We start from the raw sequence: 22538 nt of genomic DNA, 5'->3' as shown, positions 1-22538 counted from the left end.
TGATGGGTGCCCGTGACGGGAAGTAGCGAGGTACACGGCGCGATCGAGGCGGTCTTCAGGATCGAGTCGGCACGGCTGATCGCCGGGCTGACCCGGATCGTGGGGGATGTCGGGCAGGCCGAGGAGCTGGCGCAGGACGCCCTCGTCGCCGCGCTGGAGCGGTGGCCGGAAACCGGTGTGCCGCAGAATCCGGGCGCCTGGCTGATGGCCACCGCCAAGCACCGCGCGATCGATCTGCTGCGCCGGCGGGAGCGGCTGGCCCGCAAGGTGGAGGTCCTGGGGCGGGAGGCGGAGAGCGAGCCGGGCTGGGCGGAGGCGGATTTCGAGCGGGTCGTGGAGAGCGCGGAGATCGAGGACGATCTGCTGCGGCTGGTGTTCATCGCCTGCCATCCGGTGCTGCCCACGCAGGCGCGGGTCGCGCTGACGCTGCGGCTGGTGGGCGGGCTGCGGACGGAGGAGATCGCGCGGGCGTTCCTGGTGTCGGAGGCGACCGTGGCCCAGCGGATCGTGCGGGCGAAGAAGAAGCTCGCCGAGGCGCGGGTGCCGTTCGAGGTGCCGGGCGGGGAGGAGCTGGCCGCGCGGGTGTCGTCGGTGCTGGAGGTCATCTATCTGGTCTTCAACGAGGGGTATGCGGCCACGGCCGGGGACGACTGGATGCGTCCTGCGCTGTGTGAGGACGCGCTGCGGCTGGGGCGGATGGTGGCCGGGCTGCTGCCGAAGGAGCCGGAGGCGCACGGCCTGGTGGCGCTGATGGAGCTGCAGGCCTCGCGGTCGGCGGCGCGGACCGGGCCGACGGGTGAGCCGGTGCTGCTGCTGGAGCAGAACCGGTCGCGCTGGGACCGGTTGCTGATCCGGCGCGGGCTGGCCGCGCTGGCGCGGGCCGAGGAGCTGGGCGGCACGGTCGGCCCGTACGCGCTGCAGGCCGCGATCGCCGCCTGCCATGCGCGGGCGCGGACGCCGGAAGCGACGGACTGGCCGCGGATCGCGATGCTCTACGAGGCGCTGGCGCACATCGCGCCGTCGCCGGTGGTGGAGCTGAACCGGGCGGTGGCGGTGGCGATGGCGTTCGGGCCGGAGCACGGCCTGCCGCTGGTCGACGAGCTGGCGGCGGAGCCCTCCCTCGCGGGCTATCACCTGCTGCCGAGCGTACGGGGCGACCTCCTGGCGCGGCTGGGGCGGGCGGCGGAGGCGCGGGAGGAGTTCTTGCGGGCGGCGTCCCTGACCCGCAATGCGCGGGAGCGGGCCCTGTTGGAGGAGCGGGCGGCGGAGCAGGGCGGCGGGAACCGGCCGTCGTAGCGGGGCGGGCCGCTCAGGGGGCGGGGACCGGCACGGGCAGCGGGCCGTCATGCCGTATCAGCCAGTCGCGGTAGGCCTCGGTGGCCCAGGCGATCTCCATGTACGACGAGGTCAGGTCGTCGAAGAGGGCCTCGGCGGAGACGGACGGGGTGCCGTCGGGGCGGCAGGCCATGAAGAGGCGCACGGCCAGCGGGTCGCCGTGCAGCGGACGGACGGCCATACCGGGGCGGGAGCGGGCGGTCGGCTGGCAGGGGGTGACCACCTCGCCGGCCGTGACCAGGTCGACGGCGGTGAGGTAATCGCCGTGCACCACGCGGGGGTTGATCCCGGCGGCGGTCCAGATGCGGCGCAGGCCCGCCCACTCGCCGTCGACGGTCGGGTCGACCATCCACTGGTCGTCGGCGAGGTCCCGCACCCGGACGACGGCGCGGTCGGCGGCGGGATGGCCGTCGGACATCGCGATGAACTGCGGCTCCCTGGCGATCAGTTCATGCTCGATAAGGCCGTCGGGGACCCGTAGCGGCGCGCCCTCGACCTCGTGCACGAACGCCACGTCGAGCTGACCCGACGCGACCATGTGCAGCAGCGCATTGGCCGAGACATCGGTCCTGATGGTCGTGTCCGTCTCCGGGAGGCGGATGCGCAGGCGGCGCAGCCAGCCGGCGACGGCGCGGCTGTTGGTGCTGCCGATGTGCAGTCGCGCACCCCGCTCGCGTACGGACGCGGTGGCGATCTCGTCGACCAGTGCCCGCATTTCGGCCACTATCGGGCGGGCCCGGCACAGCACCGTGTGCCCCAGCGGCGTGGGGCGGCTGCCCGTCGGCTCGCGGAAGAACAGCTGACCGCCGAGGGCCTTCTCGATGCGTCGTAGCTGAGTCGTCAAGGAAGGCTGGGTCATCCCCAACTGCCGGGCCGCCTTGCGTACGCTGCCGGAGTCGGCGATGGCGCACAATGCGCGAAGATGCCTTACCTCGAGCTCCACGTCCGGAGCATAAAACGTCGGCATCGGTCACACCAGCCTCTCAAACCCGTCCGAACTCGCTCTTTTTCCGGCGGCTTTGGTGCGGGTATCGCCGGGGTATTGCCTGGTGCTATCGCCACTTAGCATCTCCGCCCCGTGGGTGAACTCCGTCCAGACTCAACGGCACCAAGAAATCCGCAGGGCCCCGGTCGCCGCCCCACACGGCGACCGCGGCCCTCGGAAATTAAGGAGCCCCCCACATGAGCTCTCCCAAGACGGCGCTGTCGGCAGCGCTCGGCCTGGGCCTCGCCGCCGCACTCGCGGCCGCCGCGCCGGTCTCGGCAGCTTCCCCCTCCACCCACACCCCCTCCCACCAGAGCACGCGGGCCTCCATCGCCGCGTACGCCGGCTCGGCCGCCGAGAAGGCCGACACCAAGGCCTTCTTCGACGCCGTCATGAAGTCGGCCCTGGCGAAGATGAAGGCGCACCCGGGCCTGAAGTCGGTCACCGTGACCTACGACGCGAGCGCGGCCCCGACGTTCAAGAGCCAGATATCCGAGAGCGCTTCCATATGGAACGCCGCCGTGCAGAACGTGAAGCTGCAGGAAGGCAGCGGCGGCGACTTCCAGTACAAGGAGGGCGACGACCCGCGCGGCTCGTACGCCAGCACCGACGGCCACGGCAAGGGCTTTGTCTTCCTGGACTACAAGCAGAACCAGGAGTACAACTCCACCCGCGTCGCGGCGCACGAGACCGGCCATGTGCTGGGACTGCCGGACCACTACGAGGGCCCGTGCAGCGAGCTGATGTCCGGCGGCGGGCCCGGCACGTCCTGCCAGAACACCCAGCCGGACGCGAACGAGCGCGCCAAGGTGGACCAGCTCTGGGCCAACGGCCTCAAGCGCTGAACCACCCACTGACCAGCTGCGACAGCGGCTGAGGCCACGGACTGCGGCCGTGGCTGCCGAGGGCCGGTACCTGGCGGCCGGCCCTCGGAACCCTGGCGGCGCGGGCATGCGGGCAAGGCCGGCGGCAATGGCGCCGCCGGCGGCGACCGCGTTCCTCCCACGCGTTCGCGACAGCGGTGGGGCCCGGTGAGTTTCAGCTCCCGGGCCCCAGTGCTCTTCCCCGTCTGAAGGGAGCCGCCCGCCGCGGCGACCGGCTACGGCAACGGGCGGGTCCACGCCTCCCGTCGGGGCCCGGCGGCGCCGGACGGAGCCGGACCCCCGTCGAGCGGCCGCCAGCCCCAGGAGCGGAACGCGGCTTTGGCCGGGGCGTTGTCCGCGTCGAGGACGGCGAGGGCCAGTACGGCGTTGCTCCGGATCAGCAGCGTCTCCAGGAGACGGGTGGCGACCCCCTTCCGCCGGTGCGCGGGCAGCACCATCAGTCCGGCGATCAGGAACAGCCGCCCCGTGGCGGCCGGTTCGCGCAGCTGCGCGGGAAGCTCTCCCGGCAGCCCGAGGGGGTACTCCCCGCGCCGGTCGCCCTCGCGGTCGGCGGGGTAGCCGTAGCAGCAGCCGGCCGGCGCCGGGTCGCTGCCGATGACCATCTCGAAGCCGGGGCGCTGGATGTCGTGCCCGGCGAACCGCCGCAGGAAGGCCTCCCGGTCCGGCCGGTCCGGGGCCGCGTCGGCGACGGCCGGATCGCGGTGCGCCGCGGCGTACAGATCACCGACCGATTCCCGCTGGCTCTCCGCCTGCCACCTGCTCAGACGCCGCAGGAACACCTCTGCCATGGGCCCTCCCCCGTTCCGCCGATCACGCCGGATAGGCGGAGGATACCCACAAGGTCCCGGGAAGTACCGGGTACCGGGTCAGCCCCACAGCCCCCGTGCGCAGGCCACCCCCGCGCACGCGGCGCCCAGTCCGGCCACCACGCTCGCCACGACATTGGCCGCGGCATAGAAACGGGCGCCGTCCACCGCCAGCCGGAGCGTCTCGTAGGAGAAGGTCGAGTAGGTCGTCAGGGCGCCGCACAGGCCGGTGCCGAGGAGGAGCTGGACGTGCGGGGAGGCGGCGCCGGCCGTGACCGCGCCGGTCAGCAGCCCGAGGATCAGCGATCCTGCGACATTGACGGTGAACGTCCCCCAGGGGAAGACGCTGTCGTGCCGGGACTGCACCAGACGGTCGGTGAGAAACCGCAGCGGCGCCCCGACCGCCGCACCGGCCACGACCAGCAACCAGTTCACCCGCGCCCGCCCGCCGCGTCGCCGCCGTCGTCCGTACCGTCGTGGTCCGTACCGCCCGCCGCACCGGGCCCGAGCACCTCACACGCGTCGAGGGTCACCAGGCCGTCCTCCCCCACGAGTTCCACCACCTGCGGCGCAAAGGCGCGTACCCGCTCCGGCACATCCACGACGACGACCGCGACCGGCAGGTCCTCGCTCAGGGAGAGCAGCCGCTGGGTGTGGATGAGGGACGAGGCACCGAAGCCCTCGATGCCGCGGAACACGCTCGCGCCGGCCAGCCCGGCCGCGTGGGCGCGGTGCACGATCTCCGCGTAGAGGGGCTTGTGGTGCCGCACCTGGTGTTCGCCGACGACGGCGGTGAGCCGCAGCGCCGGACCGCGGAGCCGTGTCATGCCGATCGCCGCCTTCGTCCCGGGAGTTCAAGGAGTTCGAGGAGGGTGCGGGTCAGGGCCGCCGCACCCCATACGGCCGCCATGGCGGCGAACAGGGTGGCCGCCAGATAGGCCAGGCCCAGCGCCGCCCGCCGGGCGTCCACCAGGCGCACGATGTCCACCGCGTACGTCGAGAAAGTGGTGAAGCCGCCCAGGATGCCGGTGCCGAGGAAGGGGCGCACCAGCCGGTGCGGCGACCACAGCTCGGTGATCAGCACCATCAGGACGCCCATCAGCGCGCAGCCGATGACATTGACGGTCAGGGTGGTCCAGGGAAAGGTGCCGGGGGCCGTCGGCCACAGCAGCGAGGCGCCGTACCGGGCCACGGCGCCGATGGCGCCGCCCGCCGCCACCGCGCCGATGACCGGCCATTGGCCCTGCCAGGGCGCCGCCCGCCGGGCTCGCATGTCCATGGCTCGTTCGGCTCTCTTCTCTCCCGCAGCGCTTCCCGAGATCGTCCGGCGTCCGACCGAGATCATCGGCGGCCTCAGGCTAACCCCCGCCGTTTGACAGCGCGAAACATGGGATGTTCCCATCACCGGTGGAATCACGACGGAGGACGAGCCCTATGCCGCTGCGCAGCACCGCCCGCACCAGCCTGGTGGACCTGGTCATCGACCAGATGGAGGGCCTGATCGCCAACGGCGAGTGGGCGGTCGGGACGAAGATCCCCGCCGAACCGGTGCTCGTCGAGAAGCTCGACGTCGGCCGGAACACCGTCCGCGAGGCGGTGCGCGCCCTGGTGCACACCGGGATGCTGGAGCCGCGGCAGGGCGACGGCACCTACGTCCGCGCCAGCAGCGACTTCGGCGCGGCCGTCCAGCGCCGGCTGCGGCGGGCCGAAGACCTGGAGGCGTACGAGGTCCGCGCCTGTCTGGAGCGGGATGCCGCGCGCCATGCCGCGCGGCGCCGTACCGACGAGGACCTCGCCGCGCTGCGCGCCACCCTCGCCGAACGCGACCGCGCCTGGCAGAGCGGCGATCTGACCGCGTTCATCGACGCTGACATGGACTTCCACCGCACCATCGCCGCCGCGGCCCACAACAGCGTCCTCGCCGAGCTGTACGAGCACCTCAGCGACGCCCTGCGCGCGACGCTCCAGTCGGTCGTCGGCGCCCCCGTCCCCGATGCCGTACGCAACCAGTACGCGTCCCACGCGGCCATCGTCGACGCCATCGAGGCCCGCGACCCGGAGGCCGCCGAACGGGCGGCGCTGGCGCATCTCACCGAGGCGATGGACGCCCTGCGCGGGGCGGACGAGCGGATCACCGGAGACGACGCAGATGCCTGACGAAGGACCGATAGCCACCCGGGAGACGGACACCGCCCCCGCGACCGCCTCCCCCGCCCCCGCCCCCTCCGTCACCGCCTCCGTCAGCGGCCGCCGCGCTCTCTGGCTCGGCATCGGCGTCGTCCTGCTGGCCCTGAACCTGCGCCCGGCGCTGGTCGCCGTGTCGCCGCTCGCCGGGACCATCCGCGACGACAGCGGGATGTCGGCCGCGGCCACCAGCCTGCTCACCGCGCTGCCGCTGCTCTGCTTCGGTCTGCTGGCGCCGGTCGCGCCGCGGCTGGGGCGGCGGCTGGGGATGGAGCGGTCGCTGCTCGGCACCATGGCGCTGATCTGCGCGGGCACCGCCCTGCGGCTGCTGGACTCCGTGGTGGCGCTGTTCGCCGGAACGGTCGTGATCGGCGCGGGCATCGCCGTCGCCAACGTCCTGCTGCCCGGCCTGATCAAGCGCGACTTCCCGGCCCGCGCCGGGCTGATGACCGGCCTGTACTCCATGTCGCTGTTCGGCGGCGCGGCGCTCGCCGCCGGGATCACCGTCCCCGTACAGCAGGCCGCCGGGCTCAACTGGCAGGCGACGCTGGCCTGTTGGGGCGCGCTCGCGGTCGTCGCACTGGTCGTGTGGCTGCCACAGGTGCGCTCCCGTACGCGGGTGACGGCGGCCGCGGCGCGGCGGGCGGCACATCCGGTACGCGGGCTGTGGCGCGACCCGCTGGCCTGGCAGGTCACCGGCTACATGGGCCTGCAGTCGCTGAGTTACTACGCGGCCGCCGCCTGGCTGCCGACCATGCTCGAGGACGCCGGGATGAGCGCGGGCGACGCCGGCTGGATGCTCTCCTTCTCCTCCCTGCTGGGGATCGCCGGCTCGTTCCTCTCCCCCGTCGTCGTCGGCCGCCGGCTGCGCGCCGGGGTGCTGGCGGCGCTGGGTGCGGCGCTGTGCGCGGCGGGCCTGGTGGGGATGCTTCTCGCGCCGGCCGGCGGCGCCTACGTCTGGATGACGCTGCTGGGCCTCGGCCAGGGCGCGGCGATCAGCCTGGCGCTGCTGTTCATCGTCCAGCGCGCCCCGGACGCCCGGCACGCCGCCCAGCTCTCCAGCATGGCCCAGTGCTTCGGCTACATCCTGGCCGCCACCGGCCCGGCAGTCCTGGGCGCCGTACACGACGCCTCCGGCGGCTGGACCGTCCCGCTGGCCGTACTGCTGGCGCTGCTGCTCCCGCAGATCGCGGCGGGGTGGGGCGCGGCCCGGCCCCGTCAGGTGGCGGGCCGGCAGCCGTAGCGGCCGGGGTCGGGGCCGGTACGGAGGGGGTTGGCGTCTAGAGCCACCCGTTCCGCTTGAAGCCGCGGTGGATCACCCAGCAGAGCGCCACGATGAGCGTCATCACCAGCGGATAGCCGAACGTCCAGTGCTTCTCCGGCATGTACTCGAAGTTCATGCCGTAGACGCCGCACACCATGGTCGGTACGGCCAGGATCGCGACCCAGGCGCTGATGCGGCGCATGTCCTCGTTCTGGGCGACGGTGACCTGGGCGAGATGGGCCTGGAGTATGGAGTTGAGCAGTTCGTCGAAGGCGGTGATCTGCTCGGTGACCCGGTCGAGGTGGTCGGCGACGTCCCGGAAGTACGTCTTGATCCGGGGGTCGACCTCGCGCATCGGCTGGGTGGCCAGCTCCTGCATCGGGCGGTCCAAGGGGGCCACCGCGCGCCGGAGTTCCAGCAGCTCGCGCTTGAGCTGGTAGATCCGGCCGGCCCCGCCGCCGCCCCGTACGGAGAAGACCTCGCTCTCGACGTCGTCGATGTCCACCTGCACGGCGGCCGTGACGTCCAGATAGTCGTCGACGACGAGGTCGGCGACGGCGTGCAGTACCGCGGACGGGCCGAGGGACAGCTGCTCGGGGACGGACTCCAGTTGCTCGCGGAGCGGGCCGAGCGAGCCATGTCCGCCGTGCCGCACCGTGATCACGAAATCGGCGCCGGTGAAGACCATGATCTCGCCGGTCTCCACCACTTCGCTGGTGTCGGTGAGCCGGTCGTGCTCGACATAGCGGACCGTCTTGAAGACCGTGAAGAGGCTGTCGTCGTAGTGCTCGAGCTTGGGCCGCTGGTGGGCGTAGACCGCGTCCTCGACGGCGAGGGGGTGCAGCCCGAACAACTCGACAATTCCGGCGAATTCCTTCTCAGACGGCTCATGCAGCCCGATCCAGACAAATCCGCTCCCGGATTTACGGACCCGGCGTATCGCGACATCGGCCGGGTGATTGCCGTCCTGCCGAATGCCGTCCACGTACACCGCGCAGTTCACCACGGCGGTGCCGAGCGGTGAGCGCGCCGGGTGACTGAGGTCGACACCCCGGGTGCGCGGCTGCGGCAGCCGGACGGCCTTGCGGAGGTTGCTGATCATCGACACCCGGCCAGTATGAAGGCCCCGGCCCGTGAACGGTACGGAAAAGGGCCGGTTTTTACGGCCCGGTGGGGCGCCCCGCGGCGGCGCCGGGGGCGGTATCCGCTAGGCGTGCGGGCCCACCGTGACCGTGCCGATCGTCAACTCCGCTTCCCCCTCCAGGATTTCGCCGGTCCGGCGTACCTGGGCCTCCAGCGCGCGCCGCTGCCCGGCGGTCAGGGGCGTCAGCGGCTCGACCGTGACATGGACCCGACGGCCCGCGCGGCGCTGGTGCCAGACGCCGCCGACGACCCCGTCGATCAGCAGCACCGGGTAGTTTCCGGCCTGCCGCCCGGCCAGCGCCCGCTCCGCCGCCCGGCCGGGAAAGAGCAGGTCGCGGGGTCGGCAGGCGATGCCGTACGCATCGAAATAGGGCAGGAGCCGGACGCCGGAGGGGTCGGCGGCGGGGCCCGCGGTGTCGCCGGCCAGGATCCAGGCGGGCGCGCCGGCGAAGTCGACCTGCTGGAGGCCGTCGGCCAGGGAGGCGAAGAGGTCCGCCGCCCACCGGGGCGGGGCGCCGAACCAGTTGGCGAAATCGGCGGAGGTGGCCGGGCCGTAGGCGTGGAGGTAGCGCCGTACCAGGGCGGCGAGGGCTTCGGGGCCCGGCATCGGGCGGAAACCGGGCAGGGCGCGCCGGGGGCTGGTGTAGGTGACCTTGCGGCCCCGGTTGGGGCCGAAGCACAGGGCGCCCTGCTGGCCGGCCCGGTGCATCACCTGCCGCCAGCGCGGCCACATCGTCTGGAAGGCGGGCATCACGAGGTCGCCGGCCCAGGGCCCGGTGGCGGCGATCACCGCCTCGCTCAGCTCGTCGATGGTCAGCTCGGCGTCCGCCAGCACGTCCTCGATGGCGGCGAGGACCTGCTCGGTCTGGCCGGGGGTGAGCCGTACGTCGTGCGGATGGGGGCTGGTGCCGAGCGGTACGGCGGACAGCGCGCCGGTCCACATCGGCAGGTCGGCGGTGGGCAGCAGATGCACCGTGCCGCGCGGGCCGTGGGTTTTGACGAGGGTGCGGTCGGTCCACAGGGCGTCGCGTACGGCCGTACGGGTGCCGCCGTCCGTCCGCAGCATCAGCGAGAGCTCGGCGGCGGACAGCACCTGGGCGTGCGCCCCGCACATCGCGGCGGCGATCTTGGCCGGGTCCGGCGCCAGGGCCTCCCCGGCGAGCCCCGCGCGCTCCAGGCGGCGGGCGCTGGCTTCGGGCCAGGTGAGGGGGAAGGTGACCGGCGGCATGCTCTGGGCTCCTCTATGGGTTCGGGACGGCGGGGACGGGTGGGTTCGGGACGGCGGGGACGGGTGGCTTCGGGACGGCGGGGACGGGTCGCGCCTTCGTCAGACCGCGGGGGCGTCCTGCGTCCGCACCCGGCGCGGCAGCAGGAACAGCAGGCCGAAAACGACGACCAGGCCGCCGGAGACCCACCACAGGGCGTGGGTGGTGGCCGAGACGAAGGCGGCGCCCGGCGCGGCGCCGCCGCCCACCTCGCCCGTCACCCCGAAGAAGGCCACCGACGACAGGCCCAGGCCGAGCGCCATGCCCAGCTGGCCGGTGGTGTTGAAGATGCCGGAGGCCGAGCCGGAGTGCTCGGTGGGGACCTCGGAGAGCACCGAGTCGGTGATCGGGGCGACGATCAGGCCCATGCCCGCGCCCATCAGGAGCATCGCGGGGGCCATCTGCCAGGACTGCAGCGCGGTGCCGTAGTGCCCGGCCTCCCAGAGGTAGAGCAGGCCCCCGGACAGCATGATCAGCGCGCCCGCCTGGAGGACCTTGCGGCCGAAGCGCGGCACCAGCTTCTGTACGGAGATCCCGGCCGCGGCCGAGCAGGCGAGGGAGAACGGCACCCCGGTCAGCCCGGCGTGCAGCGGGCCCCAGCCCAGGCCGAGCTGCATATGGAGCGTCCAGATCAGGAAGAACAGGCCGCTGACCGCGCCGAAGGTGAGCTGGACGCCGGCGCCGGCCGCGAAGGTCTTGATCCGGAAGAGGGAGAGTTCGACGAGCGGCGAGCCGTCCTTGCGGGCCTTGGCGCGCTCGTAGCGGACGAAGACCGCGAAGACGAACGGGCTCGCGGCCATCGCGGCGAAGCCCCACAGCGGCCAGCCGGACTCGCGGCCCTGGGTGAGCGGGTAGAGGACCATCAGCAGGCCGAGGGTGGCCAGCGCGGTGCCGACGAGGTCGAGACGGAGGGCGCGCGGGGCCCTGGACTCGGTGACGAAGCGGCCGCCCAGCAGGATGCCGGCGATGCCCACCGGCAGGTTGATCAGGAAGATCGGGCGCCATTCCAGGCCGCCGAGGTTGCCCTCGGTGAGCAGCGCGCCGATCAGCGGGCCGCAGACCGCGCCGAGGCCGATCACCGCGCCGAACATCCCGAAGACCTTGCCGCGCTCGTGCGCGGGGAAGCTGACGTGGATGATCGCCAGCACCTGCGGCACCATCAGCGCGGCCATCGCGCCCTGGAGCACCCGCGCGCCGACCAGCATCCCGGGGTCCGCGGCGAGCCCGCACAGCGCGGAGGCGAGGGTGAAGCCGCCCATGCCGAGCAGGAAGAGCTTCTTGCGGCCGTAGATGTCGCCGAGCCGGCCGCCGCTGATCAGTCCGAGGGCGAACGCGAGGGCGTAGCCGGCGGTGACCCACTGGACGGCGCTGAAGGAGGCGCCGGTGTCCCGCTGGATGCTGGGAATGGCGATATTGACGATGGTCGCGTCGACCAGGTCCATGAAGCTCGCGGTCAGGAGGATGGCGAGGGCGATCCAGCGTCTGCGGTCGGCGGGGGCCGGCCCGGCCGGCGCGGGCGCGTCTTCGGCCGCCTCGGCGGGGGCGGGGGCGGTCGTGGTCATGGCGTTCTCCTGAGATTTTCCCTGAACGGGGACGAGGTGTCCGGCTGAGCTTCGCGGACGTCTTCGACACTAGGCGGCGTATAGGACAGCTACGGTCCTACTTGCTGCCCCATCATGGCGGCATGAGTGACACTTCGGCGCGACTCCTGAATCTCCTGTCCCTGCTCCAGACCCCGCGCGAATGGCCGGGCAGCGAGCTGGCCGACCGGCTGGGAGTCACCTCCCGGACCATCCGGCGCGACATCGAGCGGCTGCGCGATCTGGGCTATCCGGTGCACGCGACGATGGGCGCGGTGGGTGGCTACCGGCTGGCCGCGGGCACGGCCATGCCGCCGCTGCTGCTCGACGACGAGGAAGCGGTGGCCATCGCGGTGGGCCTGCGCTCGACGGCCGGGCACACCATCGCGGGCATCGAGGAGGCGTCCGTACGGGCGCTCGCCAAGCTGGAACAGGTGCTGCCGGCCCGGCTGCGGCGGCGGGTGGGCACGCTCGGCAGCGCCACCGTACCGATGCCGGCCGGCGACGGGCCGACCGTCGACCCGGAACAGCTGACCGTGCTCGCCGCGGCGATCACCAACCACGAGCGGGTGCGGTTCCGCTATCAGGCGGGCGCCGGTGAGCGCACCAAGCGCCTGGTGGAGCCGCACCGGCTGGTGGCGGCCGGGCGGCGCTGGTACCTCGTCGCGTACGACAACGACCGCGAGGACTGGCGGACCTTCCGGGTGGACCGGCTGACCGAGGCGTTCGCGACCGGCGCGCGGACCACGCCGCGCGAACTGCCCGCCGCCGATGCCGCGGCCTACATCCGGGAGCGGATGCAGGGAATGGCCCCGGCGCCGCAACGGGCGGTGGCGACGGTGTACGCGCCGGCCGCGGAGGTGGCCGCAAGGCTGGGCGGCCGGGCGGGCGAGCTGGAGGCGATCGACGCGCGGTCGTGCCGGTGGCGCAGCACGCCGGATTCGCTGGAGTGGCTGGCGATGCGGCTGGCCATGCTGGGGCGCGAGTTCACGGTGCATGAGCCGGCGGAGCTGGTGGGGTATCTGCGCGCGCTGGGCGACCGGGCGCGGCGCGCGGCGGGGGCCGAGGGGGCGGACCGGGACGCGGAGGTGCGGTGACGAGGAGTGCGGTGAGGAGGGTGCGGGGGCGAGGGAGCGGCGGGGAGGTGACGGAATACCCCTAGGGGGTATATGGTTCTGTGTAGTGGACGCCCGACGGCTCCGGCCACGCGGTCGGCGACGCCGGGCCACCCCGGCACCGCCCCGTACGGCACGACCCCGCAATCCCAGACAGCACTGGCAGCACTGACAGCACTCGCAGCACTCGCAGCACATGGAGGAGCAGTCATGACGACCGCGATCACAGAGCACCGCGTCGAGCTGGAGATCGGCGGGATGACCTGCGCCTCGTGCGCCGCCCGGATCGAGAAGAAGCTCAACCGCATGGAGGGGGTCACCGCCACCGTCAACTACGCGACCGAGAAGGCGCAGGTGGCGGTCGCGGAGGGCAGCGGGGTCGGGGCCGCGGACCTGATCGCCACCGTGGTGAAGACCGGCTACACCGCCGCGCTCCCCGAGCCGCCGGCCCCGGCGCCCACCGAGACCGACGGCGAAGTGCCCGCCGGGCAGGACGGCGCCCTCGCCGCCCTCCGCCGCCGGCTGTTCGTCTCCCTCGCCCTCTCCGTCCCCGTCGTCCTGATGGCGATGGTCCCGGCCCTTCAGTTCACCAACTGGCAGTGGCTGTCGCTGACCCTGGCCGCCCCGGTGGTGGTCCACTCCGCCCTGCCCTTCCACAAGGCCGCCTGGACGAATCTGCGGCACGGCGCCGCCACGATGGACACGCTCATCTCGATGGGCACCCTCGCCGCGCTCGGCTGGTCGCTGTGGGCGCTGTTCTTCGGCACCGCGGGCATGCCCGGAATGACCCACCCCTTCGAGCTGACCATCGCCCGTACGGACGGCAGCGGCAGCATCTATCTCGAGGCGGCGGCCGGCGTCACCACCTTCATCCTGGCGGGCCGCTACTTCGAGGCCCGGTCGAAGCGCAAGGCCGGCGCGGCGCTGCGGGCGCTGCTCGAGCTCGGCGCCAAGGACGTCGCCGTGCTGCGGGACGGCCGCGAGGTGCGCATCCCCACTGCCGAGCTGAGCGTCGGGGACCGCTTCGTCGTACGCCCAGGGGAGAAGATCGCCACCGATGGCCAGGTGGTGGAGGGCGCGTCCGCCGTGGACGCGTCGATGCTCACCGGCGAGTCCGTGCCGGTGGAGGTCTCGCCCGGCGACGGCGTCACCGGGGCGACCGTCAACGTGGGCGGCCGGCTCGTCGTCGAGGCCACCCGGATCGGCGCGGACACCCAGCTCGCCCGGATGGCGCGCCTGGTGGAGGACGCGCAGAACGGCAAGGCCGCGGCCCAGCGGCTCGCCGACAAGATCTCCGCGGTCTTCGTCCCGATCGTCATCGCGCTGGCCGTCGGCACCCTGGGGTACTGGCTGGGCACCGGCGCGGGCGCGGTGACCGCCTTCACCGCCGCCGTGGCCGTACTGATCATCGCCTGCCCGTGCGCCCTGGGCCTGGCCACCCCGACCGCGCTGATGGTCGGCACCGGCCGGGGCGCCCAGCTGGGCATCCTCCTCAAGGGGCCCGAGGTCCTGGAGTCCACCCGCAAGGTCGACACCATCGTCCTGGACAAGACCGGCACGGTCACCACCGGCGTGATGGCGCTGACCGGCGTCCACCTCGCCGAGGGCGTCTCCCGTGACGAGGCGCTGCGGCTGGCCGGTGCCCTGGAGCACTCCTCCGAGCATCCGATCGCCCGCGCCATCGCCACCGCCGCCGAGGAGGCCGCCGGGACGCTGCCCATCCCCGAGGACTTCGCGAACGTCCCCGGCCTCGGCGTCCAGGGAATCGTCGAGGGGCACGCCGTCCTGGTGGGCCGCGAGCGGCTGCTGACCGACTGGAGCCAGCAGCTGCCGCCCGCGCTGGCGGCGGCCAAGGCCGAGGCGGAGTCCGCGGGCCGGACCGCGGTCGCCGTGGGCTGGGACGGCGCGGCCCGCGCGGTGCTGGTCGTCTCGGACGCGGTCAAGCCCACCAGCGCCGAGGCGGTGCGCCGGCTGCGCGCCCTGGGCCTGACCCCGGTGCTGCTCACCGGCGACAACAAGGCGGTGGCCGAGTCGGTCGCCAAGGAGGTCGGCATCGACGAGGTGATCGCCGAGGTGCTGCCCGAGGACAAGGTGGCCGTCATCGAGCGCCTCCAGGGCGAGGGCCGCTCGGTCGCCATGGTCGGCGACGGCGTCAACGACGCGGCCGCCCTGGCCCGCGCCGACCTGGGGCTGGCGATGGGCACCGGCACCGACGCCGCCATCGAGGCCGGCGACCTGACCCTCGTACGGGGCGATCTGCGCGCCGCGGCGGACGCCATCCGCCTCGCCCGCGCCACCCTCGGCACCATCCGCACCAACCTCTTCTGGGCCTTCGGCTACAACGTCGCGGCGCTGCCGCTGGCCGCCGCCGGCCTGCTCAACCCGATGATCGCGGGCGCCGCGATGGCCTTCTCGTCGGTCTTCGTGGTCGGCAACAGCCTGCGGCTGCGGCGCTTCCGGGCGCTGACGCCGGAGCGGACCGCCGGCTGACGGCACCGTCCGGCCCGCGGCCCCGGCAGCACCCCGCTGCCGGGGCCGCGGCATGCGCGGCGCCGCGCCCGCGTACGGCGCAATGCCCCGGGCGGAGTGCGGCCCTGCCGTTGGATCGGGCGGACGGGACCGCTGTCCCCTGTCCGTACGCGCCCGCCCCGCACCGTGTGCGTCCCCGGCACGGTGCGGGGCGCCCGTGGCGGCGGCCCGGCGGTTGGATGTCTCCAGTTCTTACGGCGGAACATTGGCGGATCGCGCAACCGCCGGCCGGCACCGAGGGGTGAGACTGGTCGCATACCCGCCCGCCCACGTACGTACAGGGGAACTCATGACGGGGTCACGCGTCCTGGCGCTCGGCCATTACCAGCCCTCCCGGGTGCTCACGAACGCCGACCTCGCCGAGCTCGTCGACACCGACGACGCCTGGATCCGCAGTCGCGTCGGCATCCGTACCCGGCACATCGCGGCGGCGGACGAGACCGTCGACTCGATGGCGGCCGCGGCCGCCGCCAAGGCACTGGCCGCGAGCGGACTGGCTCCGCAGGACATCGACCTCGTCCTGGTCGCCACCTGCACGGCCGCCGACCGCAGCCCGAACGCCGCGGCCCGGGTCGCCGCCCGGCTCGGCCTGGACGCGCCGGCCACGATGGACATCAACGTCGTCTGCTCCGGCTTCACCCATGCGCTGGCCACCGCCGACCACGCCGTCCGGGCCGGCTCGGCGCGGCATGCGCTGGTCATCGGCGCGGAGAAGTTCACCGACGTGGTCGACTGGACGGACCGCTCGACCTGCGTCCTGGTGGGCGACGGGGCCGGCGCCGCGGTGGTCACCGCGTCCGAGGAGCCGGAGCCGGGCATCGGCCCGGTGCTGTGGGGTTCGGTCCCGAAGATGGGCAACGCCGTACGGATCGAGGGCGAGCCGGCCCGGTTCTCCCAGGAGGGCCAGACCGTCTACCGCTGGGCGACCACCCAGCTCCCGGCCATCGCCCGCCAGGTCTGCGAACGCTCCGGCATCCTCCCCGAGGACCTGGCAGGGGTGGTGCTCCACCAGGCCAACCTGCGGATCATCGAGCCGGTCGCGGAGCGTATCGGCGCGGTCAACGCCGTCGTCGCCAAGGACGTCGTCGACTCCGGCAACACCTCCGCCGCCTCGGTGCCGCTGGCCCTGGCCAAGCTGGTGGAACGCCGCGAGATCCCCTCCGGCGCGCCCGTCCTCCTCTTCGCCTTCGGCGGCAACCTCTCGTACGCGGGGCAGGTCATCCGCTGCCCGTGAGGCGGGGCGGGCGGCCGCCCGCGTCCGGCCCGCCCGCGTCCGATTCGTTCAAGACCGCGCGGCGGCGCCCTCCTTACGCTCGCCGCATGAACACTCCTTCCGCCTCCCCCTCCCCCCGCTTCGCGGCCATCGGCATGGTCGTCTCCGACATGGCCGCCTCGCTCGCCTTCTACCGCCGCCTCGGCCTGGACATCCCCACCGACGCCGACACCGCCCCGCACGCCGAGGCGCAGCTCCCGGGCGGCCTGCGCCTGATGTGGGACTCGTACGAGACCGCCCGCGCCGTCGACCCGGACTGGACGCCGCCCCAGGCGGGCGCGCCGACGGGCCTGGCCTTCGCCTGCGCGGATCCCGCCGCGGTCGACAAGGTGTATGCGGAGCTCACCGACGCCGGCTACGCGGGCGAAAAGGCGCCCTGGGACGCGTTCTGGGGGCAGCGCTACGCCGTCGTACGGGATCCGGACGGCCATGGGGTGGATCTCTTCGCGCCGCTGGCCTAGGGCTGCCGGTGGCGCCGGCCCCTACGGTCCGGGGTGCTCCCGCAGGTACTGCGCACCGCACAGGAAACAGAACGGCTCGGCCTTGGGCGTACCCCAGTGGTCGGCCGGCTGGGTGGCGGCGGCCGGGGCCAGATCCCGCCCGCACATGGCCGTGAGGCTGGTCACGCGGCACATGTGCCACAGCTTGACCGGTGTGTCCTCGTGCGGCAGCACACCTTCCTCGTATTCGGCGCGGATCTCATGGTCCATGGCGGTGCACCTCCTAGCCCCCACGATGCGCCGAGCGGGGGCGGCCCACAACGCAGGGAAGCCGTGGCGGCCGCCCCTCGGGGGGGTATCGCCGGGGCAGGCCCGGAGGCCGTCGCGGCGTCCGTCCGGATGACGGATGCCCGGGGCCTGTCCCGTGGAAGTCCTCCCCGGGACAGGCTCCGAAGGTGCGTTCCCCCGCGGGTGACGCGCCCGGCCGACGGTTTTACCGGGCCGTTTCCGTCCAGGTGACCGGCAGCTCGTGGACGCCGTAGATGTTCATGTCGGTCCTGAGCCTCACCTCGTCGGCGGGGACGGCGAGCTCGAGGGTCGGGAAGCGACGCAGCAGTCCGTCGAAACCGGCGCGCATCTCGATGCGGGCCAGTTGCTGGCCGAGGCACTGGTGGACGCCGTGGCCGAACGAGAGGTGACCCCGGGCCTTGCGGTGGACGTCCACGGTGTCGGGGTCGTCGAAGCGCCGGGGGTCGCGGTTGGCGGCCAGCAGCGAGACGACGACGGTCGATCCCTTGCCGATCGTTTCACCGCCGAGCTCGATGTCCTCCGTGGCGTAGCGGTAGAAGATGTCGGCAACCGACAGATAGCGCAGGAGTTCCTCGACGGCACCGGGCATCAGATCCGGGTCGGCGCGCAGTGCGGCCATCTGCGCGGGGTGCTCCAGGAGCGCGAAGGTGCCCAGCGACAGCATGTTGGCGGTGGTCTCGTGGCCCGCGAGCAGCAGCAGGAAGGCGATGCCGGTCAGTTCCTCGATGGTGAGGTCGTCATGGCGGGCCAGGTCGGACAGGATGTCTTCGCCGGGTTCGGCGCGTTTGCTCGTGACCAGTTCGGCGAGGTACGAGGATATGGCGCCGTACGCTGCCATCTTGTCGTCGAGCGAGACGTCCTTCTCCATGAACTTGGCGGAGTTGACCTGGAAGGTCTCCCGGTCCTCGTACGGGACACCGAGCAGTTCGCAGATCACCAGCGAGGGCACCGGCAGCGCGAACTCCTTGACCAGGTCGACCGGCGGGGCGAGGCGCGCCATCTCGTCCAGTTGCCGCTCGGTGATCTCGGCGATGTGCTCTTCGAGCTGCTTCATGCGCTTGACGGTGAAGGCGCCGGTGAGCTTGCGCCGCAGCCGGGTGTGGTCCGGCGGGTCCATGGCGATGAACAGGCCCGGCACCTGCGGGGACGGTTCGGTCATGGCGGGCATGCCGGGGGTCTCGTACGGCATGTGCAGCACGCCGATGTCCTGGCGGGAGCTGAAGCGGGTGTCGGCCAGGAGCTGGCGGACCGCGTCGTAGCCGGTGACGAGCCAGCCCTCGTGACCGTCGGGGAAGAGCATGGGGCTGACCGGGCGGGCCTCGCGCAGCCGGGTGATCTGGCGGGGCGGGTCGAAGGGGCCCGCGTCGCGGTCCATCGGGAGGCCGTGCGGGATGGCGACCGTTTCACTCATCGGATTTCCTCTCGTGGTGCTTGTTGCGGCCGTAACCGCCGACGGACATACGGCAGTCTCGGCGTGGGCATGACAGAGATCGTCATGGGGTCCTCCCGCTCGAAGACGCAAGTGGCAGGGGGATGGGGTGAGTTGAGGAGGATGCGGCGCACGGGGGCGCTCAGGGCTTGGCGCGGAGGACGTCGATGTTGCCGTACCGGGTACGGGCGCGGACCTCGACGGTGTCCTCGGCCTCCTCCGGGGACCCGGACGCGGTGAGCATGTTGCGCACCTGCCCGGAGCTGGAGCTGGCGTCGATCCAGGCGGCGGTGCCCTCGCGGATGCCGACCTCGATGGCGCCGTAGGAGGTCTCCAGCTGAACGGTGCCCCGGGCCACGTCGGCCACCCGCACCCTGCCGTGCGCGGTGGTCGCGGCGACCGAGCCCTCGGCGCGCACGATGTCGATGTCGCCGTTGGCGTTGCTCACCCGCAGGTCGCCGGTCGCGGCGCCGACGGTCGTGGTGCCGTGCGAGTTCTTCAGGACCGCGGGTCCGTCGACGTGGCCGACGCGCAGGCTGCCGGTGCTGGTGGTGATCTCGGCCGTGCCCTCGACGCGGTCCACGGTGATCGCGCCGTGGGAGGCGGTCAGATGGAGCGGCCCGGTCGTGTCCAGGCGCACATCGCCCGCGGAGGTCTTCACCCGGACCTCGCCGAGCCGGCCCTCGCCGAGCACCTGGGCCCAGGCGCCGGTCATGTCGATGCGCGAGCCGGCGGGCAGGTCGACCGTCACATCGACGGTGCCGGGGCGGCGAAGCGAATTGCGCAGCTTGGGGGTCCTGACGGTCAGGGTGCCGTTCGCGTACGTGACCTCGGTCTGCTCGGCCGACCGCACGTCCCGGTCCTGCTTCGGGTCGCGGGGCCGCACCTCGACGACGGTGTCGGGGCGGTCGCCCGCGGTGAACCGGATGGAACCGGCGTCCACGTGGGCGGTGGCCGAAATCGGTTCGGGAGTGTCGAAAGAAGGCATGGCTGTCCCGTCCTCTTGGGTCTCATGGTCGTCCCCGCTGGTGGGACGTGGTGGATGAAGTGAGGCGGCGGCGGGCCCTAGCGCACCCAGCCCGTGAAGCTCTGTCCGACGGTGTGGGCCTTCGCCGTCGCCCGCGGCCGCGTGCCGCCGTCGACCGCGGCCGACACGGCGCGCACCAGCCACGCGTTGACCGACAGGCCCTCACGGCTCGCGGCCTCCTCGGCGCGCGCCTTGAGGTGGGCCGGCAGGCGCAGATTGACGCGGGCGGTGCCGCCCTCGTCGCCGTCGGCGGGCGCCTGCGCCCTGAGCGGTTCGACGGGCTCAACGGGCGCCTCCGCGGGGCCGCCGCCGGCGGGCGGCGGCGTCACCACGAAGTCGGGGTCCAGCCCGCGCAGCCGTACGTCGACCGAGCCGGGGGCGAGCTCGCGGGTGACCTCGTCCATCGCGGCGGAGAGCACATTGAGCATGGTCAGACGGGTCGCCGACTCCAGAGGAGCGGTGAGCCGCTCGGCCAGCTCGCGGGCATCTTCCCCACCGGCTTCGGCGGCCACCGCAAGTTCGCGGCGGAGGGTGTCGACATACGGCGTGAGGTCCATGACGTCATGGTGGCACCATCATGGCGCCATGCGCAAGCGTGCAGCGTGCCGCATGGCGAGCGGGCCTGAGGATAGCCGCCCTGAACTGGGGAAATGCGAAGGAAACGACCTGAGTCATTGCGGCGCCACGCGTGCTCATGCACTCCCGGGGGCGCGGAATGGCGCCGGGCGGTGCCGGGCGACACCGGATGGCACCGAATGGCACCATCCGCCGCGCCGTCCGACGTCATGTGATGCCACGCGACGCCACCCGATGTCATGTGACGCCATGCGATGCGCCCGAAGAGCGGCCTGCCGCCGTTCGGGCTCACCCCGGGGACACCCCTCGAGCCGTCAGAACACCGACCACCCGGTCAGCGTCGTGAAGTGGTCCAGGGCGGCCGCACCGGCGACCGAGTTGCCGCGGGCGTCCAGCCCCGGGCTCCATACGCACAGCGTGCAGCGGCCCGGCACGACGGCCACGATCCCGCCCCCGACGCCACTCTTGGCGGGCAGCCCCACCCGGTAGGCGAACTCGCCCGCCGCGTCGTACGTCCCGCAGGTCAGCATCACCGCATTGATCCGCTTGGCCTCGCGGGCCTCCAGCAGCCGGCTGCCGTCGGCGCGCAGCCCGTGGCGGGCCAGGAAGCCGCCGGCCGTGGCCAGATCGCGGCAGCTCATCACGATCGAGCACTGCCAGAAGTAGTGCTCGATGACGCTGGGGACCGGGTTCTCCAGGTTGCCGAAGGACGCCATGAAGTGCGCCAGCGCGGCGTTGCGGTCGCCGTGCTCGGCCTCGGAGTCGGCCACCGCCTGGTCGAAGGCCAGCTCCGGGTTGCCGCTCTCCTCGCGCAGGAAGTGCAGCAGCGCGGTGCTGGCATCACCGGTGAGGGTCAGCAGCCGGTCGGTGACCACCAGGGCGCCGGCGTTGATGAAGGGGTTGCGCGGGATGCCGTTCTCCGCCTCCAGCTGGACCAGCGAATTGAACGGCGTACCGGACGGTTCGCGGCCCACCCGCCGCCAGATCTCGTCGACGCCCTGCGCATCACGGCCGCCCTGGCTGCCGTGGCTCTGGGCCATCACCAGCGCCAGGGAGAACGTCTTGGAGATGGACTGGACGGAGAACGGCACCTCCCAGTCGCCGGCCCCGTACACCTTGCCGTTGATGTCGGCCACCGCGATCCCGAAGCGGTCCGGGGCCACCTTCTCCAGCGCCGGTATGTAGTCGGCGACCTGCCCCTGTCCCACGTAGGGCCGGGCATGGGCCGCTACCTCTTCGATCACGGCCTGGTAGTCCATGACGCACACGCTAACCCGGCGCGAGGAGCACCCCCATCGGAGCCCCCGCCAGCGACTTCACCTCGCGCGCCAGATGCGCCTGGTCCGCGTATCCGGCGCGGGCCGCGACCTCGGCGTACGGCATGCCGGAGCGCGCCAGATCGAGGGCGCGGACGAGGCGCAGCACCCGGGTGAGGGTCTTGGGGCCGTAGCCGAACGCGGCCAGGCTGAGGCGGTGCAGCTGCCGTTCGCTCAGCCCGACGCCGCGGGCGACCTCCGCGACGGGACGGCCGCGGGCCAGGGCCGCGGCGACGGCGGCGGTCCTGGGGGCCGTCTCGGGGGCGGCGTCCCCCAGGCGGGCCCCGGCGGCCGCCTCCAGGGCGCGCGCCCCTTCGGCGGCCACCCGTCCGGCCAGCTCCCGCACCCGGGCCGGGGCCCACAGCTCCTCCAACGGGACCCGCAGATTCCGCAGTTCATGGGCCGGTGCGCCGAAGACGGCGGGCCCCTGCCCCGGGGCGAAGCGCAGCCCTACGAAGAGGGTGCCGGGCGGCGCGCCGTCCCGGTCCGGGTGGTACGGCCCGGTGTCCGGGCCCGCCACCAGGAGCCGGCCCCGGGTCCAGATCAGATCCGTGCAGCCGTCGGGCAGCACCGGCCGTGCCGAGGGCGCCGTGGTGTTGGTCCACAGCACCGCGCCGGCCAGCCGGGACCTCCGCTCGCGGTAGGCGCCCGCGCCACCGGCGCTTGCGCCGTGCGGCTCACCCGTGTCGCACTCCTCGCCCACATGCTCCAGCCTGGCACGGGAACCCCGCGGCCGTCCGCGCCGTTGATTCCATTGATCGCTTTGATCGCTTTGATCCCTTACGACACCGACCTTCACGGAGGCAGCAATGTCAGGGTTTCTCGACCGGGCCAAGGAGCAGGCGCAGCGCGGACTGGCGCAGGGGAAGCAGAAGGTCGACGAAGTGCAGGCGCATCGCGCCGGATCCGATCTGCTGAAGAAGCTGGGCGCCGCGTACTACGCCGAGCGCAGCGGCACGGGCTCCCCCGAGGCGACCCGGGAGGCGCTCGGCGCGCTGGAGGCGCACATCAACGCCCACGGCGACGCGTTCCTGCGGGGATAGCCCCGCCGCCGGGTTGCCGACGGGTTGCCGCTGGG

At 73.0% G+C, this 22538-nt stretch carries 23 protein-coding genes; 9 read left to right on the top strand and 14 right to left on the bottom strand.

The features are described from left to right. The first annotated feature begins 6 nt into the window (after nt 1-6). The gene (locus tag ACIRPT_RS18480) at nt 7-1296 is read left to right on the top strand and encodes an RNA polymerase sigma factor (RefSeq protein WP_403828205.1); all 1290 of its coding nucleotides are present in this window, start codon (nt 7-9) and stop codon (nt 1294-1296) included. 13 nt (nt 1297-1309) lie between these two features. Here the strand turns inward: ACIRPT_RS18480 and ACIRPT_RS18475 are convergent, their stop codons facing one another. Next, nucleotides 1310-2302: a LysR family transcriptional regulator gene (locus tag ACIRPT_RS18475; RefSeq protein ID WP_403828203.1), complete on the bottom strand. Its 993-nt coding sequence runs from the start codon at nt 2300-2302 to the stop codon at nt 1310-1312. A 215-nt stretch (nt 2303-2517) separates the two neighbouring features. On the opposite strand from ACIRPT_RS18475, the gene snpA reads away from it, so the two are divergent. Next, nucleotides 2518-3165 carry a snapalysin gene (gene snpA / locus ACIRPT_RS18470; RefSeq protein ID WP_403828201.1) on the top strand — a complete coding sequence of 216 codons (648 nt, stop codon included), beginning with the start codon at nt 2518-2520 and terminating at the stop codon, nt 3163-3165. Between the two features lie 254 nt (nt 3166-3419). Here snpA and ACIRPT_RS18465 read toward each other — a convergent pair whose 3' ends face one another. The 4 genes from ACIRPT_RS18465 to crcB (ACIRPT_RS18450) all read right to left on the bottom strand — a co-directional run bounded on the left by ACIRPT_RS18465 (nt 3420) and on the right by crcB (ACIRPT_RS18450) (nt 5289). Then, a complete protein-coding gene (locus ACIRPT_RS18465) occupies nt 3420-3992 on the bottom strand; it encodes a GNAT family N-acetyltransferase (RefSeq protein ID WP_403828199.1) in 573 nt (190 codons plus the stop codon). A gap of 78 nt (nt 3993-4070) precedes the next feature. Further along, entirely contained in the window at nt 4071-4445 is a 375-nt protein-coding gene (gene crcB / locus ACIRPT_RS18460; RefSeq protein ID WP_403828197.1) for a fluoride efflux transporter CrcB, read from the bottom strand. Beyond that, on the bottom strand, nt 4442-4837 hold the full coding sequence (locus ACIRPT_RS18455) for a DUF190 domain-containing protein (RefSeq protein WP_403828195.1): 396 nt from the start codon (nt 4835-4837) through the stop codon (nt 4442-4444). Before ACIRPT_RS18455 ends, crcB (ACIRPT_RS18460) begins: the two co-directional genes overlap by 4 nt. Further along, nucleotides 4834-5289: a fluoride efflux transporter CrcB gene (gene crcB / locus ACIRPT_RS18450; protein ID WP_403828193.1), complete on the bottom strand. Its 456-nt coding sequence runs from the start codon at nt 5287-5289 to the stop codon at nt 4834-4836. Before crcB (ACIRPT_RS18450) ends, ACIRPT_RS18455 begins: the two co-directional genes overlap by 4 nt. Before the next feature lie 155 nt (nt 5290-5444). On the opposite strand from crcB (ACIRPT_RS18450), the gene ACIRPT_RS18445 reads away from it, so the two are divergent. Further along, complete coding sequence (locus tag ACIRPT_RS18445; RefSeq protein WP_403828191.1) at nt 5445-6167, top strand: FadR/GntR family transcriptional regulator; 723 nt, start codon at nt 5445-5447, stop codon at nt 6165-6167. Continuing rightward, nucleotides 6160-7437, top strand: a complete 1278-nt coding sequence (locus ACIRPT_RS18440; RefSeq protein WP_403828189.1) for a CynX/NimT family MFS transporter — start codon at nt 6160-6162, stop codon at nt 7435-7437. Before ACIRPT_RS18445 ends, ACIRPT_RS18440 begins: the two co-directional genes overlap by 8 nt. 37 nt (nt 7438-7474) lie before the next feature. On the opposite strand, the gene ACIRPT_RS18435 is transcribed toward ACIRPT_RS18440, so the two are convergent. From ACIRPT_RS18435 to ACIRPT_RS18425, 3 genes are all read right to left on the bottom strand, one after another. Beyond that, nucleotides 7475-8560: a magnesium and cobalt transport protein CorA gene (locus ACIRPT_RS18435; RefSeq protein ID WP_403502261.1), complete on the bottom strand. Its 1086-nt coding sequence runs from the start codon at nt 8558-8560 to the stop codon at nt 7475-7477. Nucleotides 8561-8665: 105 nt separating this feature from the next. Continuing rightward, nucleotides 8666-9829: a winged helix DNA-binding domain-containing protein gene (locus tag ACIRPT_RS18430; protein ID WP_403828187.1), complete on the bottom strand. Its 1164-nt coding sequence runs from the start codon at nt 9827-9829 to the stop codon at nt 8666-8668. Nucleotides 9830-9928: 99 nt separating this feature from the next. Further along, nucleotides 9929-11428 (bottom strand): MFS transporter, encoded by a 1500-nt coding sequence (locus tag ACIRPT_RS18425; RefSeq protein WP_403828185.1) that lies wholly within the window; start codon nt 11426-11428, stop codon nt 9929-9931. A 122-nt stretch (nt 11429-11550) separates the two neighbouring features. Here ACIRPT_RS18425 and ACIRPT_RS18420 point away from each other — a divergent pair, with 122 nt between their 5' ends. From ACIRPT_RS18420 to ACIRPT_RS18405, 4 genes are all read left to right on the top strand, one after another. Further along, the gene (locus ACIRPT_RS18420) at nt 11551-12543 is read left to right on the top strand and encodes a helix-turn-helix transcriptional regulator (RefSeq protein WP_403828183.1); all 993 of its coding nucleotides are present in this window, start codon (nt 11551-11553) and stop codon (nt 12541-12543) included. Nucleotides 12544-12771: 228 nt separating this feature from the next. Beyond that, nucleotides 12772-15051: a heavy metal translocating P-type ATPase gene (locus ACIRPT_RS18415; protein ID WP_403828181.1), complete on the top strand. Its 2280-nt coding sequence runs from the start codon at nt 12772-12774 to the stop codon at nt 15049-15051. A gap of 328 nt (nt 15052-15379) precedes the next feature. Then, the gene (locus ACIRPT_RS18410) at nt 15380-16324 is read left to right on the top strand and encodes a beta-ketoacyl-ACP synthase III (protein WP_403828178.1); all 945 of its coding nucleotides are present in this window, start codon (nt 15380-15382) and stop codon (nt 16322-16324) included. A gap of 86 nt (nt 16325-16410) precedes the next feature. Continuing rightward, nucleotides 16411-16824: a VOC family protein gene (locus ACIRPT_RS18405; protein ID WP_403828176.1), complete on the top strand. Its 414-nt coding sequence runs from the start codon at nt 16411-16413 to the stop codon at nt 16822-16824. 21 nt (nt 16825-16845) lie between these two features. On the opposite strand, the gene ACIRPT_RS18400 is transcribed toward ACIRPT_RS18405, so the two are convergent. From ACIRPT_RS18400 to ACIRPT_RS18375, 6 genes are all read right to left on the bottom strand, one after another. After that, complete coding sequence (locus ACIRPT_RS18400) at nt 16846-17073, bottom strand: hypothetical protein (protein WP_403501359.1); 228 nt, start codon at nt 17071-17073, stop codon at nt 16846-16848. Nucleotides 17074-17296: 223 nt separating this feature from the next. Next, nucleotides 17297-18523: a cytochrome P450 gene (locus tag ACIRPT_RS18395; RefSeq protein ID WP_403828174.1), complete on the bottom strand. Its 1227-nt coding sequence runs from the start codon at nt 18521-18523 to the stop codon at nt 17297-17299. Between the two features lie 160 nt (nt 18524-18683). Beyond that, nucleotides 18684-19529 (bottom strand): DUF4097 family beta strand repeat-containing protein, encoded by an 846-nt coding sequence (locus ACIRPT_RS18390; RefSeq protein ID WP_403828172.1) that lies wholly within the window; start codon nt 19527-19529, stop codon nt 18684-18686. Nucleotides 19530-19606: 77 nt separating this feature from the next. Next, nucleotides 19607-20125, bottom strand: a complete 519-nt coding sequence (locus ACIRPT_RS18385; protein ID WP_403828170.1) for a toxin-antitoxin system HicB family antitoxin — start codon at nt 20123-20125, stop codon at nt 19607-19609. A 333-nt stretch (nt 20126-20458) separates the two neighbouring features. Then, nucleotides 20459-21403: a glutaminase gene (locus ACIRPT_RS18380; protein WP_403501348.1), complete on the bottom strand. Its 945-nt coding sequence runs from the start codon at nt 21401-21403 to the stop codon at nt 20459-20461. Nucleotides 21404-21413: 10 nt separating this feature from the next. Next, entirely contained in the window at nt 21414-22163 is a 750-nt protein-coding gene (locus ACIRPT_RS18375; RefSeq protein WP_403828168.1) for a helix-turn-helix domain-containing protein, read from the bottom strand. A 106-nt stretch (nt 22164-22269) separates the two neighbouring features. On the opposite strand from ACIRPT_RS18375, the gene ACIRPT_RS18370 reads away from it, so the two are divergent. Beyond that, entirely contained in the window at nt 22270-22503 is a 234-nt protein-coding gene (locus tag ACIRPT_RS18370) for a hypothetical protein (RefSeq protein ID WP_403828166.1), read from the top strand. Nucleotides 22504-22538 lie beyond the last annotated feature (35 nt).

The organism is Streptomyces sp. NPDC101227, assembly GCF_044767545.1.
In the GTDB taxonomy this organism is placed as follows: Bacteria; Actinomycetota; Actinomycetes; order Streptomycetales; family Streptomycetaceae; genus Streptomyces.
The sequence above is the reverse complement of the archived record's forward strand: the minus strand, read 5'-3'. Positions and strand labels throughout refer to the sequence as shown.